Below are 14,486 nucleotides of genomic sequence, written 5' to 3' on the forward strand. Positions count from 1 at the left end.
GGAAATCTAGACTCGTGAACACGAACGATAGGTTCAATCTGCTGCTTCAATGGGGCCGAGGCGGTAAAGCCTCGGAAATCGTGTAAAGGTCTAACAATGCCTGTTCATCAAAGTAAGTGCTTCAATGGGGCCGAGGCGGTAAAGCCTCGGAAATCCAACGTCAATGAAAGGTTTGGCACCGGTCATTTCCTGCTTCAATGGGGCCGAGGCGGTAAAGCCTCGGAAATCTCGGTATGTTGTGGACCACGTGGGTGGATACAACGTTTTGCTTCAATGGGGCCGAGGCGGTAAAGCCTCGGAAATCATCGAGCAGCAAGAAAAGGCCATTGAAGCAGCAGATGCTTCAATGGGGCCGAGGCGGTAAAGCCTCGGAAATCGATCACAGGCCTCCTGCGCTGGCGACGGCAGCGCGAGGCTTCAATGGGGCCGAGGCGGTAAAGCCTCGGAAATCTTGCTTATTGCCATCAGCACGCAGGCGCCAGGCGAGCTTCAATGGGGCCGAGGCGGTAAAGCCTCGGAAATCCTCGATCAAGTTAGGCGATTTCGGGCACAACAGGCTGGCTTCAATGGGGCCGAGGCGGTAAAGCCTCGGAAATCGTGAACAGGGAGACGATGCTGGAGTAGGTGAGGAATGGCTTCAATGGGGCCGAGGCGGTAAAGCCTCGGAAATCGTTCGAAATCCCCAAACCGGCCAAATAGAGGTACATGGCTTCAATGGGGCCGAGGCGGTAAAGCCTCGGAAATCTTCAGGAGACGGTAAAGAAACTGATCGCCCTAAAAGGCTTCAATGGGGCCGAGGCGGTAAAGCCTCGGAAATCTTTGCAGTACAACGTGAGCCGGCCTTGTGTTAACTGGCTTCAATGGGGCCGAGGCGGTAAAGCCTCGGAAATCGACATTTTAAATTTCTCCCCAAAAAATTCCGTTCCAGCTTCAATGGGGCCGAGGCGGTAAAGCCTCGGAAATCTCCACCTATGACGATGATGGCAATGTGTCGCAAATCGCTTCAATGGGGCCGAGGCGGTAAAGCCTCGGAAATCCCCAATCCGAGATCACTCTATTCACCTGCTCGGCGATGCTTCAATGGGGCCGAGGCGGTAAAGCCTCGGAAATCGTTGAGAAAGACGCTGCTGGGAACCGAAAATTCAATGCTTCAATGGGGCCGAGGCGGTAAAGCCTCGGAAATCACCTTGCGCGGATAATGTTGCTGGCGCACACAAAGGCTTCAATGGGGCCGAGGCGGTAAAGCCTCGGAAATCGAGGCACAGATAGAAGCGTTGGAGAAACAGAGCAGGGCTTCAATGGGGCCGAGGCGGTAAAGCCTCGGAAATCCCTCCTATAAGATTCAACTCGCGCACTTACTTATACGCTTCAATGGGGCCGAGGCGGTAAAGCCTCGGAAATCCAGGTATCTTTCTCGGGTAAATCGATAAATGGAAAGCTTCAATGGGGCCGAGGCGGTAAAGCCTCGGAAATCTGTGGCTGCGAAGAAAGTGCAGTGGAATTCAGTGCGAGCTTCAATGGGGCCGAGGCGGTAAAGCCTCGGAAATCCCTAAGACAGACTTAAACCAACCCCACAACACTCTGATGCTTCAATGGGGCCGAGGCGGTAAAGCCTCGGAAATCGCTACCGTTCGTCCTGGACGACGCGGTGCATGCGGTGGCTTCAATGGGGCCGAGGCGGTAAAGCCTCGGAAATCGCCGCCGGCTACAATCATACCCTCGCCCTCAAAACGCTTCAATGGGGCCGAGGCGGTAAAGCCTCGGAAATCCTCGCCGCAAACGATATTCTGGGTATCGCCGCGATTATGGCTTCAATGGGGCCGAGGCGGTAAAGCCTCGGAAATCATTGTTACACCGAAAGACACGTCTCAGTGGAAAAACGCTTCAATGGGGCCGAGGCGGTAAAGCCTCGGAAATCTTGCTTTCCAGATTCTTTCGGCTGCGAAGTACCTGGCTGCTTCAATGGGGCCGAGGCGGTAAAGCCTCGGAAATCCTTTCAGTTCTACCCTCGGATTATAAGTTACCTACAGGCTTCAATGGGGCCGAGGCGGTAAAGCCTCGGAAATCCAGTATACGAAGCCGTTGGTAAATGCGGCTACGATCCCGCTTCAATGGGGCCGAGGCGGTAAAGCCTCGGAAATCCGGCGCCGTGGCACTTGTTATGGCCATGGGCATTGCGCAGCTTCAATGGGGCCGAGGCGGTAAAGCCTCGGAAATCCTGGAGAAACTGGCGGTCGCTAATGTTGTACTGCAAGCTTCAATGGGGCCGAGGCGGTAAAGCCTCGGAAATCCTTCTGCAGGGACGACCTTGAGCATTGCTGAGGGGGCTTCAATGGGGCCGAGGCGGTAAAGCCTCGGAAATCAATGAACTCTTGGCTGCTGGTATCGCCGCAATACAGCTTCAATGGGGCCGAGGCGGTAAAGCCTCGGAAATCTCAACACGCGACTAATGTATGGGCTAAAGCTTGTGGAGGCTTCAATGGGGCCGAGGCGGTAAAGCCTCGGAAATCCCTTCGTGTGTCCTAGTTTACCGGGCGAACCACAAAGCTTCAATGGGGCCGAGGCGGTAAAGCCTCGGAAATCGTCCTTTAAAAAAACATATTCCCCATCCTTCTCTGTATAGCTTCAATGGGGCCGAGGCGGTAAAGCCTCGGAAATCCAGAAATTATGGTCAAGTTGCTGGAATTGTTCACTGCTTCAATGGGGCCGAGGCGGTAAAGCCTCGGAAATCGTCATAGGTATGCGAACCGATGTTGCGCGACTAAGGCTTCAATGGGGCCGAGGCGGTAAAGCCTCGGAAATCGTTGTGAGGAAGGCCCCACCAAGTCGGCATCTACAGCGCTTCAATGGGGCCGAGGCGGTAAAGCCTCGGAAATCTGGCCAAAGAAGCGCACGAAAGAAAGAAGGGTGGGGCTTCAATGGGGCCGAGGCGGTAAAGCCTCGGAAATCTCGCAATTTCGCACTGCTCATGGAGCAACGCACTGGGCTTCAATGGGGCCGAGGCGGTAAAGCCTCGGAAATCCCGACGAGGTGCGGGCGGCTGCGCACGCAATGAACCAGCTTCAATGGGGCCGAGGCGGTAAAGCCTCGGAAATCCTTTGTTGCTGAGCCTATTGCAGCAGAGGATTGGATGCTTCAATGGGGCCGAGGCGGTAAAGCCTCGGAAATCGTTCTGTGGGGCGCTGGCTCCTGTCTTATCCCGATGCTTCAATGGGGCCGAGGCGGTAAAGCCTCGGAAATCATCCAAGCCCATGGGCACCGATGCATCATCAGCGGGCTTCAATGGGGCCGAGGCGGTAAAGCCTCGGAAATCAACACCCTGATAAAATTCACTTATCCGCCCCTATAGCTTCAATGGGGCCGAGGCGGTAAAGCCTCGGAAATCAAGACGCGTGCTGAGAGGATATTGGCCAATGGTGGAGCTTCAATGGGGCCGAGGCGGTAAAGCCTCGGAAATCATGGAGTAAGTCATGACCACGAAATTAATCATCATGCTTCAATGGGGCCGAGGCGGTAAAGCCTCGGAAATCTGCCGATTGGGTGGTGCAACGACTCCATTCTCCCGAGCTTCAATGGGGCCGAGGCGGTAAAGCCTCGGAAATCGATGTCGTATTCGTTAGCAGGGTTGCCCCTGGCTAGCTTCAATGGGGCCGAGGCGGTAAAGCCTCGGAAATCCCTTATCCGCCCCTATACCAAACGTAATGGCTGACGAAGCTTCAATGGGGCCGAGGCGGTAAAGCCTCGGAAATCCCTTCGCACAATCTCCTGGAAGCTCTCTTTATCCGGCTTCAATGGGGCCGAGGCGGTAAAGCCTCGGAAATCCTTGTTTGTTCGGCAGTATCTGGGATTTTCTTTACCGCTTCAATGGGGCCGAGGCGGTAAAGCCTCGGAAATCTTGGCAAGGAGATTGAATCGCATTCAGACCTTTTTCACGCTTCAATGGGGCCGAGGCGGTAAAGCCTCGGAAATCGCTTATTCAATAACAATGGAGTTTGTTATGGACCTGCTTCAATGGGGCCGAGGCGGTAAAGCCTCGGAAATCGTACAACGCGCACCCCGGATGGAATATGACACCTCCGCTTCAATGGGGCCGAGGCGGTAAAGCCTCGGAAATCGCCGTCCCATCCGGCGCATCCACGAGCAGGCCGGCCATGCTTCAATGGGGCCGAGGCGGTAAAGCCTCGGAAATCTTGTTTTGTCCTTGACGTCAAGCAGCATATATTGCGCTTCAATGGGGCCGAGGCGGTAAAGCCTCGGAAATCCGCCAGAGAACGCGAGGCCCTAGCAGCACCAGGTGGCTTCAATGGGGCCGAGGCGGTAAAGCCTCGGAAATCATGATATGTTCACGCTTTGGCTTGACGAAGCCCAAAAGCTTCAATGGGGCCGAGGCGGTAAAGCCTCGGAAATCGCGGCTACCGCTTGCATGGCCGTTGAGCTGACCAATGCTTCAATGGGGCCGAGGCGGTAAAGCCTCGGAAATCTTTGTAATCCACTCTTTCCGGTGGCTGATACTTCGGCTTCAATGGGGCCGAGGCGGTAAAGCCTCGGAAATCCAGCAACTGGGGTGGTATCATTCCACCCCAGAATACGCTTCAATGGGGCCGAGGCGGTAAAGCCTCGGAAATCTTGGCTTGAGCCTAGGGCGTTCACACAATCCCCTCGCTTCAATGGGGCCGAGGCGGTAAAGCCTCGGAAATAAGCCTGCTCTCGACCTTGCCTCTTTCCGACACATGCTTCAATGGGGCCGAGGCGGTAAAGCCTCGGAAATGAGGGTGACCGAGTCGGTCAACCCATGAAGTTACTGGCTTCAATGGGGCCGAGGCGGTAAAGCCTCGGAAATGTCGCATCCATGTGATGCGCGATATGGGCAATGGCAAGCTTCAATGGGGCCGAGGCGGTAAAGCCTCGGAAATCATGAATGCCGGCATCGTCGTCCCAACAATGCCTCGGCTTCAATGGGGCCGAGGCGGTAAAGCCTCGGAAATGATTGGGCAAGGCCCTTGTCGGGACAGTGAAATTTGCTTCAATGGGGCCGAGGCGGTAAAGCCTCGGAAATCCCGCCTTTGTCGTTGGCGTGTTCGCACGGTTTTGCGGGTTTGGATTCGAGCGGTGATGATCGTCGCCCACAATGTATCCACAACACCGTATTCCATGACCAGGACCTCCCCCCCTTACCATTTTCAGTTTTCAAAGACCGTCGGCTTTGCGAGCGCTGCCGGGCTTCGCCAGCGCACTGGAGCGCTCGCGGCCCATGGGCAGCTCCACCTCATACTATGATCGGCTCCTTAGGAATGGGCCGGTACGGCTTTCCCAAGCTTAAGACCTTGGGCTGCACGGCGTCTGCTGGTCCCAGATCCAAGATCAGCACATGGTCATCTTGATGATGAATAATCTTGCGAACGGTTTCTTCCATGCGTAGCCGCCGCATTCGATTCAACCGGCATTGAAACACGGAAAGTTGCACCCATTCGCCATAAGCCTTCATGGCTGTGTAGAGACGCCGCCATCTTTTGTCATCGCGAATATCGTAACAGACAAGATAGAGATGTTCCATGGCTTTTCCTTACATAGGGCACGTCCCTTTTCAGGAAAGCACTCAGCGCGTGATGAAATTGGGATAGTGGGAAATTTCCCCCGCAAGATAGCGCACCAGCAAACGAGCTTGCACCTCAAGAATCCGTCGATAGTTCACCTTGTACTTGAAGATGGGATGCGTGATCTCTTGCCCGAGTCGTCTTTCAAAAGCTGCGATGAACTTCTTGCGTCCAGCCGGAGCCAGCGCGCAAGAACCGGCCGCATAGACAAAATCCTTCGAATGCAACTCGCCGTTGTTGATGGCCGTAATCACCGCGGAATCTGCAAGCAATGGACGAAACGGCTCCATCATATCCAGAGCCAGAGCTGGCCGGCCATACCTAGGCTGGTGATAAAATCCACGGTAGGGGTCAAGCCCCACGGCGGAAAGCACCACATGCCACTCGCGTACCAGCATGGCATAGGCAAACGAAAGCATCGCATTGACGGGATCCCGAGGAGGTCGTCGGTTGCGCTTTTCGAAATCAAACGCCATGCAGCCGTCTTCATCGGTTCTGAGCATCCGCGCAAAATGTTGAAAATAGCGGTTTGCTGCCGCACCTTCGACGCCAAGCAGGCTGTCCAGCGATGTTGCACGTGCCGCAGCGCGGATGTCGGCTTTCATAAGGGCCATCAGTCTTTTAAGCGACTTGTCGTCGTTCTGATCCCCTCGCCAATTGCGGCGAAGCAACGTGCGACAGTTGGCAATCTTGGCGGCAACCCAGCCTCGAGCCAGCTGGAGACACTTAGCGGGGTCAAAACTGGTGCGATACTGATAGGTGCGCGTTTCCACATTGCGGTGTCCGGTCCCGACGCTATGACCCAGGAACCAACCGCCATAGCTCAAATAGGTCACGGGGATTTCTCGACGAAAGCATTCGTGCAAAGCCGGTGTGCTTATGCCCACGGCCCCATATAGCACCACCTGCGAGATGTCGCCCAAACGGACCTCGGCTACTGTTTCATTGTTTTCCTGAACAACCAGCCGCTCTCCCTTTTTGCGAATGTAGGACGCCTGAGACTGCACATACAAGGGCAAGGCCGAATCCATGGCGGGATAGATGGGGCGGGGCTCAAAGTCCGGTTGATTTCCGCGCAGAAAGCGTAATTCATCGGGAAGACAGATGCCGACCAAAGAACATTTGGTGCACTTGGGACTGCTTTCCAAAGGGGGCGGTATCTTTCCACTTTCGGCTGTTTCCCGAAGTCCTTGAATGGCTTGGAGCGTGGTCTCCACCAGGTCTTGGTCAAAGGGCACCCGAACGCGCTCTCTAGAAGCCATAAAGTAAAGGACTCCCGAGTCGCAACGGTAACCGTGTTCCCGAAGAAGCAGCCCTTGCACACATAGTTGTACCCGTTCGGGAAGATAAGCGCCTTGGGCCACATGCGGCCGCTTGCCTCGCTTGTAGTCCACCGGGTGCACGTGGTCTTCGGCGCCTTCCACCAAATCGATGCGCGCGATGACCCCCAACTGTGCCGACGCCAAGTCCACCGAACGCGCGTGTATGTGCTCTGGCTGCTCTTCAGGTTCTGGAAGCCGACCTTTCTTTTGGTCCACGTTTCGGTGTTTCATCTGCCCATCCACCGTATATTCATTATGGGCAAACTCCCCCTGAACCCACTCCAAATACGCCAACCGTGGACAATAGACGTATTCGTTGACCATGCGGGCCGGCACCAGGGGTGCCCCACCTGAGCGCTCAAACAAGGGTCTTGGGTGATCCGCGGGCTTTGGTTCTGGCATCCGTGCAAAACCTCCTTTCCTGCGGGCCCCATAACAGGTCGTTCGGCCGGTGGGGCGCCCCAAAAACAGCTTCCCGAGGGCTCTAACCATGTATGTGCGCCGAGCGTCACAAGGGTTTGAAGAGGCCCAGTCCAAAGTGGCAACTAAAACCCAGGGCCAGAGGCCCTCGAATGGGTTCCGGGAATCGAAGGCGCCAGAAGCTGCCAAGGCGATCTGGTTGGTTTAAACCTCTTCGCGATCGAAAACGGCGAAAGTGAATGGGCCGTCGCATCCGGCCCTTGCCCACATTTACTTCCGCCAAAGACTCCAACGCAGAGGGCTCCGGCAGGCCCCGTGCGCGACACTCTCGGCGGATCTGATCTTGAACCGTAAAGCGCTTCTTGACATGCCACGGATGCAGGTAAGGCGTACAGGACACCCAAACCGCACTCGGTCCGGTCAGCTCGGGCGCCAGCTCCGAATCGCTGATGCCCTCCAGAAGCACCCGCCACTCGTAGCCGTCTCGGCTCCATAGGCGATTCAAGGCTTCAAGGACCCTTTGCTGCTCGGCATCCATACCATCGGGTACGTGCACAAGAAGGCGATCGATGTAGCCGTCCCCGTTACTGTCCCATGGCACGTAAAAAGCATGGCGGTGAGGTCTGTTTTGCACCAAGCCATGGCCCGAGAAAACCGCCGGAATGTTGTGCTCTCCGTATCGGTGTTTTGCTCGACTCAACACGGCGATTCGAAGCAACTCGCCGATGCGCACCGTCTCTTCCACCCGAGGCAAAGGCTTGCCGGTGAGCACGAACACGGCGGTTGTGTTCCGACGAACCGGATGCCTCTTGACATGGCGTCGAGGCGTCAGGGCATCGACGGGACGCAGGTACTGTACCTTGCGAGCCGCAGGCGGTTGACTCCACCCGAGTTGGCGAAGTGTTCCGGTGTCCACGCACAGCGCGTCGAGAAAATCTTCTGGAAGCGTTGGGGCAAGCCTTTTGGCAGACCCTTTGTCCTGCAGGAATTGCGAGCGGCGCCGAGCATATTCCTCGGGGGGCAAGGCGGCAAGCAAAGTCACCGGCTCACCGCCCAAGGCCGAACGTTTTCCTCGCCCTTCGAAATCCATTGGCCGACAGTTGGTTTCGGGAGCATGGTCCAACGGCCGCGCGTCAATCCACGATTCGGCGCGGCCCAGATAACCCATCACTTGGAGTAAATCACCCAAAAGTGTCCGTTGCTGAGCTGACAGTTCCACCGTGGGCCAGACCACCACCAAAGGCTCACGGCAATCCACGGCGGCAAAAGCATCCAGCACCAAGGGCTTGCTCTCTTTTGGCGACGCCGGCGGCATGTAGTGACGGGCATGGCTGTGGCTGGCCGGCGGTAAACGATACTCGGGGAGCTCTTGCGCCAAAGACTCGGTGAGTCCCTGCATGGTGGCTTTGGAGTGCTTTTCACTCCATTTAACCTTGTGGTGCCAGGTGCTAATGAGCGCGCGAAGAATACGCCAGGGTTCCGGAGGCCAAGCTACGGCGCCTTCATTGACATGCCGGTCCCACGGCGTGGCATGATAGCGTCCGGCCAAAAATCTGAATTCAACAGCAACCATGGCTTATTTCCTATACGTCACGGTGTTTTGCTCAAACTTGGCGTGGGGCTTGGCGGCTTCGATGAGCTGAGGCAGTGCCTCGGACAATTCTTTGAGATTCGGAAGCTCAAACCCCTGCGGCCTCTGCACTTCCACGCTTTCACACTCAAGGTCGCAGGCGGTACGAAGGCGCAAGCCCTGGTCCAAAAAGGCCCTTATCTTGTACAAAGCAATGGCGATCAGAAGATGCTCAACGGGAGGAGAAAAGCCGTAACCGCGTAATTGGGCCAAGTCTAGATTGAAGTAAGCGTTGATTTCAGACGCGACGAATTCATCGCGGGCAAAGGGAACCATGCCGAAACCTTTGGACGTGTCACCGGAGGGATTGACGATGTCGTTTTTTACACCGCCGCTGGCCGCGATTTTGACATCCTTTGCCTCAATGAATGCCGAAAGAGCACGCGGCAGCCGCAGACGTCCTCCCGCCAAAATCTTCGGCAAAAACACGCCATGAAGCAAAGCATTGACGTCCAAAGTCAGGAGCAATGCGGCGAGTTTTCGCAAATCCACCACACCCTTTTCCATGTCGGCCAGTTCCGCTTTCAGACGATCATGAATGCTCTTGTCCTGGCCTTCCAAGATGTAGGACGAGTTGATGCGATGCGCTTCCAACACCGAATTTGTCAGCACTTTGCCGTTTGCGTCCTTGACGCGCACAACGGATAAGCCTCTCAACGGAGCCACCCAGTCGTCCTGAACGGTGTCCCAGCAGACGGCTTCTAAGCGATTGGCCATGCTCTGCGCCGATTCCACCAAAAGCATGAGCGTGCCGTTGGGCCCCTCGTAAAGCGCGGGTCCGATTTCGGGAAAACCGGTTGGCTGGAATCGAGTGCCCTGCAATGGCTTTAATCGGGCTTTCAGCAGTAACCGAGGCGTGTCGTCAAGTTTCGAAAAATCTAGATGCATGGGAATCCTCCTCTTTATGTTGGTACGGATCACGATACCGGGCCATGGGGTTCCCGTGGTTGAAAAGTCTGCCAAGCACACCGCGCCAGGGCATCGTAGCGCAATGGAATGATTAGCGCAGCGGCCGCGCGGCGTGGATCAATGCCGGCCAAGAGCGGAAGATCCCTTAAGGGGACGACCGGGGTTAAGCCTGAAGCATGCAAACGTCGCCATGCTGTTAGAACGGCCCGGTTCCCGTGGTTTCCTCCGAGAAGCTGTTCAATCATGCCGGTCGGCAACGCCACATGCTCGTGGTCATGAAGCCAGCCCAAACGCCGCAAAATGCGGTCCGGCGTGACGGCGAATTTGAGCAGAACAAAGGCGGCCGGTAAGGCACCGCCATCGGTCGACGGGCTTTCCTCGCGCGGGATGTCACACAGGCTGAGACCACCCATCAAGGCTTGAATGCGCTCGTCCATGTGGCTCGAGCGCAAAAAGGCCCCTACATCGTCCAAACCGGCACCGGCGGAGCTGATAAGAGGCTTGTCGGATAGGTTTAGATCCTTGGTTAGACGCAGACGTCTTTGTAGAATGTCGACCAACTGGTCTTGCAGACGTTTTTTCTGACCGCAGTACCATCGCCCCTGCTGCTGTGCATCCGACGTCAACCATTCGTTCGACCGAGGAGATACGGGATACAGGTGGGCGCGCAAGGGCATGGGTTCGCCTTCCAGGCCCCGAAGCCCGGCAAGGGCCTTCGCGATGCGAAAGGCCGGCGTGCCATCATCGGCCGCCGCCACCCAGCGATGGGACAGCTTCGGCACCGGAGGCACGTCCTTTCGGCCTTTAGAACTCAGGGCGAGCGTGGCTTGGATTTCCCGCAGCAAGATCAGCATCTCCTGAGCTTCCAAAGGTCGCAGTTGCTTTCCCGAAAATTCGAACAAACGGTCTTCAAGGCGTTTTCGAAGGCTTTGAATGCGAATGGGAACGTTGTTTTTAGAAGCAAAACGCCGAAACTCGACCAACCACAGTTCGCGGTCCAATTCGTCCAGCAAGGGTTCTTGAGGTTTTTCGTTCACCTCCACACGCCCTAAAGGGACGGCTAGGCAGTTATCGCCCGAGCGCTTAAGGAGTCCGAAGCGCTGAAAAGTGTGAACGCCTCGATAGGCCCCCAAGCGGTGAACCGCCCGCACGAAATCCAGAGCATCGCGCGCCGGTTGGCGACCCAGCACAACACGGCCCTCCGCCATCAGTGCTTGAACCTCCGCGTAGATGGCCGGTTGAGACCACAGGGGCATCCACAGCTCACCGCGCGCATTTTTACTATCCTCCGGGCCCACAGCCCCGGAGCCTGCACCGACGGCTTCCACCGTAAAAGGGTAACTCAGCACTCCGGAGGGCTCATTGGCATGGCGACGCACAGCAGCGGCGGCGAACGCCATAGCTCCTTCGATCATTAGAACGAAGTCCCACGGGTTCATCAGGGAATGGGACTTAAAGCCGGTGGTGGCATTGGGCCCTCCCACATGCCCAGGAGAAAACTGGCCTATGGCCGACTTTTTCATTCCCGGTGCCGGTTCGGCAAACAGCGCCATGACCAGCCATTGTTTTGTCTTCGATTTAGGGGCGTAGGGGTTGTCAACGAGTACGTCGAGCAGGCGTTGCATGTAATTATTGGAGAAGTCCAGATGACCGTCGTTGCCGCCGGTCCCCAAAAGGGGTGGGTACTTTGCCGTGCCGGCGGTTAACAACACAACCGCGTCGAACCAATGCAGGACCTCCTCCGGCATTTGGGATCGCAGGAGCATTTGGAGGTTTGTCTTTTCCTGTCCCTTAGGGCTGGCTGAGCGGTCCATTCCCTGCATCGCCCCTTCGGCGATGTTCAGGCACTGCTGGTACAAGTGAAAACGTGGGTCGGTGCTGCCGCGAATTGTTTCCAGAGCCTTTTTGTTATCCTTCTCGTAAAAGCCGCTGCCACCGTTCCAAGGTGCCAGAACGGGTGTTGGTGCGTATTCCTCAAGAAAAAATTTCACCACATCATCACGTTGAAAAGTGGTGCGCAACACAAACCGATCGGCATCCCAGTAGCCACGAATCGTGGAATCTTTTCGAGACAAAAGCCGTAGGACACCCACCGCCTTTAAGTAACTGGCAAGAGGCGTGGATGTGCAACCCTGCAAAACCACATCATTCATGGCCGTTCACCTCCTGTTCTATGGCCGAAGCGCGCCAATCCGCGATGCGCACGAGGGCCTCGAGCCAGGCCAGGCGAAAAGGGCCATGCTGCTCCAGTAGCCTCACGGTGCGCTCGATCCACGATGCGCCTTGTTCACCCTCGCCTATTTCCATGATGGCCAGTTGCAAAGTCATCTCCGGGCTGTGCTCTCCATCGAAATCCAGCGCGGGCAAACGATCGCCTTCCCAAACGCCTCGGGCGAAACGCCTAATTTCCGGCAAGGCTTCTTCCCCGGGCATGGCGCGAAGACTCATGCGGACCTTGCCGTGATGGGCGGCAATCAAGTAGGCGATGAGCTCGGCGTTGGGTTCACCGTCGTGGTTGGCCAACCAAGCGAGCATGCTGGCCAATTCATGGCGAAAATAGGGGCGACTATGTCTGGCTTGGCATGGGGATTTGGCTAAAAAACCAGGGGGTGCCGCCTCGCAGGCATGCATGGTCGCATCGAAAACGGGGTGCGTTTTGCCCACATCGTGCCAGCGTGCCGCTCTGACGACAATCTCTTTAAAGTCCGTTTCATCCACGGCATCGCAGAGCATTTTAGCCTGAGCCGCAACATGGCCCAGATGTTCGGGCAGTCCAACGGATTTTTTCTGGAGTGATCTTGGGTCGTTGACGTAAGCGTTTTCAGCCGTCTGCAAGGTCGGCGAAATCACGGGGACCGAGGATTTTTCTTGGGCATCGAACCCCATGTCCTTTAGGTAGCCTCCATCCGCGGCACGCACAAGCAGGGTCATGCCCGGCCGGGGGTCACGATCGCATGGTCTCCACTGACTGTCCAGGCTGTCCCAGAACCAGATTCGCGTGTCCTTGCGTCTGAAAAAATCGCGGATCTGCCCCATGGATACGGGGCACAATTCGGCGCGCACCGGCCTTGCTTGGGGTATGGGATCATTGGGGTCCTCCTTGAAGTCTCGCCAGAAGACCTGAACCCCTGGGGGGCCCGTGTCCCGAATGTAATCGGAGATATCCACATCGAAGCCGGAGAGATCGGGGTCGGTGTTGAAAAGGTCGAGCAGGTCTTTGCGCCGAAGCACGGCGGACAATGGGCGAGGTTCATCAATTGAAGGGAGATCTCTGGGACTGGCGCTTTCAAGCCCGGTGAGCTTTGCCCGCGCAGACTGCAGGGTTTCTTGCGTGTAGGGAAGCGGGTCCGCATCGTCTTCGATGTTCACCCAAAAAACCCGTGCCCCGTCGCCCGAGTGTTCGCCGTAACGGTTACATCGTCCAAAGCGCTGGACCATCGAGGCCCAAGGGGCCAACTCGGTGATCAAGCACGCGGATGAAATATCCACGCCCGCTTCGATGGCCTGGGTGGCCACAATGATGCGATCCCGTTCGTCTTCATCCCGCAAGCGTCGCGCCTGCTCCTCTCGCTCAGCAGCACGGAATCGGGCGTGAATCAAAAGGTCTTGGCTTTCGGGCCGTCGCTCGCGGAGTAGACGATAGAGACCTTGAGCCCGTTCCACGCGATTGACAATCACGAGAGTTTGACTTTTCGCGTCATGTTCTTCCAAAACGAAATCAAGCAAATCGTGAAGATACGCATTGAGGCCTTGGCGATTTTTGGCTGCTGCGCTTAGAGAAACCTGTGCCTGGGCAAGACGCTTGGGGGCGCACAACCTGTTTTGCGCCTTTTTCCGGTCTTCGTCGTCAAGAGTCAGGGACCGCAAATCGCTCAGATGAGGGTGCATATCAACCGTGTCCAGCCAGGCCATGTTCATGGTGGCAGAAATCCACAAAGATCGGCTGCCTTTTGCCAACGGAAAGCTGCGGTGAAAGGCCTCCAGTTGAGCGGACGTGGCGAGGGCGGCCCCCATCAATTGCACTTCGTCAAAAGCCCAAAGGCCATCGTTATGAAGCAAAGCAAAATGGACAGGCCACAGATAGCGGCTCATGCCGTAACCCCGCATGAGCGCCCGGGACAGGAGCATATCCTGCGTTCCGACAAGGATCATGTCCTCTTCAGGATATTCCGCCCAGCTTTTTAGATCGGACTCGCCACCCATCAGTTGATGGACGGAAACTTTGCCTCTTCCCGCCTGATCAAAGACGCCGAGATGCTCCAGCCACTTGCGAATGCTGTTCACGGTTTGCTCCACAAGGACCCGCATGGGCAGGCACCAAATCAGCCGACGGGGGGTTCCACCTTCCGGGACGCCTTTGTCCCCTCCTGGTCGCCAACCTCGCTTGTAGAGCCAAGCAAGCGTGACCGCCGCGGTCTTTCCCATCCCGGTGGGCACATGAAGCACGTGAGGCCAGGCATCCACGGCCAGCCGCTCTTGATAGGGGTAAGGCTTCTCAAAGCCGGTCGCTCGTTGAAAAAAGGATCGATAGTCCATACCTGTGCGTCTCCTTTTTTGCCTGCTCCGTGGGCCTTTCGCTGTTCAGGACGCGCCGACCGTCGCGCCGAAAAT

At 56.5% G+C, this 14,486-nt stretch carries 6 protein-coding genes and 1 CRISPR repeat array (1 of these 7 cut by a window edge); all 6 genes read right to left on the reverse strand.

Translation table 11 applies throughout. From position 1 onward, the window contains the following. Positions 1–5,057: direct repeats of the CRISPR family, unit length 37 nt; unit sequence GCTTCAATGGGGCCGAGGCGGTAAAGCCTCGGAAATC (it extends 1,197 nt beyond the left edge of the window). 209 nt (positions 5,058–5,266) lie between these two features. Further along, positions 5,267–5,554, reverse strand: coding sequence for a CRISPR-associated endonuclease Cas2 (gene cas2 / locus EDC27_RS15080; RefSeq protein WP_123291457.1), 288 nt, complete (start codon positions 5,552–5,554; stop codon positions 5,267–5,269). Positions 5,555–5,596: 42 nt separating this feature from the next. Then, positions 5,597–7,318, reverse strand: coding sequence for a CRISPR-associated endonuclease Cas4g/Cas1g (cas4g/cas1g, locus tag EDC27_RS15085; protein ID WP_123291458.1), 1,722 nt, complete (start codon positions 7,316–7,318; stop codon positions 5,597–5,599). A gap of 106 nt (positions 7,319–7,424) precedes the next feature. Beyond that, positions 7,425–8,909 (reverse strand): type I-G CRISPR-associated protein Csb2, encoded by a 1,485-nt coding sequence (gene csb2, locus EDC27_RS15090; RefSeq protein WP_123291459.1) that lies wholly within the window; start codon positions 8,907–8,909, stop codon positions 7,425–7,427. Between the two features lie 3 nt (positions 8,910–8,912). Next, positions 8,913–9,854, reverse strand: coding sequence for a type I-G CRISPR-associated RAMP protein Csb1/Cas7g (gene cas7g, locus EDC27_RS15095; protein WP_123291460.1), 942 nt, complete (start codon positions 9,852–9,854; stop codon positions 8,913–8,915). 29 nt (positions 9,855–9,883) lie between these two features. Beyond that, positions 9,884–12,028: a type I-G CRISPR-associated protein Cas8g1/Csx17 gene (gene cas8g1 / locus EDC27_RS15100; protein WP_123291461.1), complete on the reverse strand. Its 2,145-nt coding sequence runs from the start codon at positions 12,026–12,028 to the stop codon at positions 9,884–9,886. Further along, positions 12,021–14,411 (reverse strand): type I-G CRISPR-associated helicase/endonuclease Cas3g, encoded by a 2,391-nt coding sequence (cas3g, locus tag EDC27_RS15105; RefSeq protein WP_123291462.1) that lies wholly within the window; start codon positions 14,409–14,411, stop codon positions 12,021–12,023. The genes cas8g1 and cas3g overlap by 8 nt, the downstream gene beginning before the upstream one ends. Positions 14,412–14,486 lie beyond the last annotated feature (75 nt).

The sequence above is a fragment of the Desulfosoma caldarium genome (assembly GCF_003751385.1).
GTDB lineage: Bacteria > Desulfobacterota > Syntrophobacteria > Syntrophobacterales > DSM-9756 > Desulfosoma > Desulfosoma caldarium.

What these genes read in the sequence shown, in the direction of transcription:
- cas8g1 (WP_123291461.1), bottom strand. Translation starts at nt 12,028, where the DNA reads ATGAATGATGTGGTTTTGCAGGGTTGCACATCCACGCCTCTTGCCAGT.
- csb2 (WP_123291459.1), bottom strand. Translation starts at nt 8,909, where the DNA reads ATGGTTGCTGTTGAATTCAGATTTTTGGCCGGACGCTATCATGCCACG.
- cas7g (WP_123291460.1), bottom strand. Translation starts at nt 9,854, where the DNA reads ATGCATCTAGATTTTTCGAAACTTGACGACACGCCTCGGTTACTGCTG.
- cas2 (WP_123291457.1), bottom strand. Translation starts at nt 5,554, where the DNA reads ATGGAACATCTCTATCTTGTCTGTTACGATATTCGCGATGACAAAAGA.
- cas4g/cas1g (WP_123291458.1), bottom strand. Translation starts at nt 7,318, where the DNA reads ATGCCAGAACCAAAGCCCGCGGATCACCCAAGACCCTTGTTTGAGCGC.
- cas3g (WP_123291462.1), bottom strand. Translation starts at nt 14,411, where the DNA reads ATGGACTATCGATCCTTTTTTCAACGAGCGACCGGCTTTGAGAAGCCT.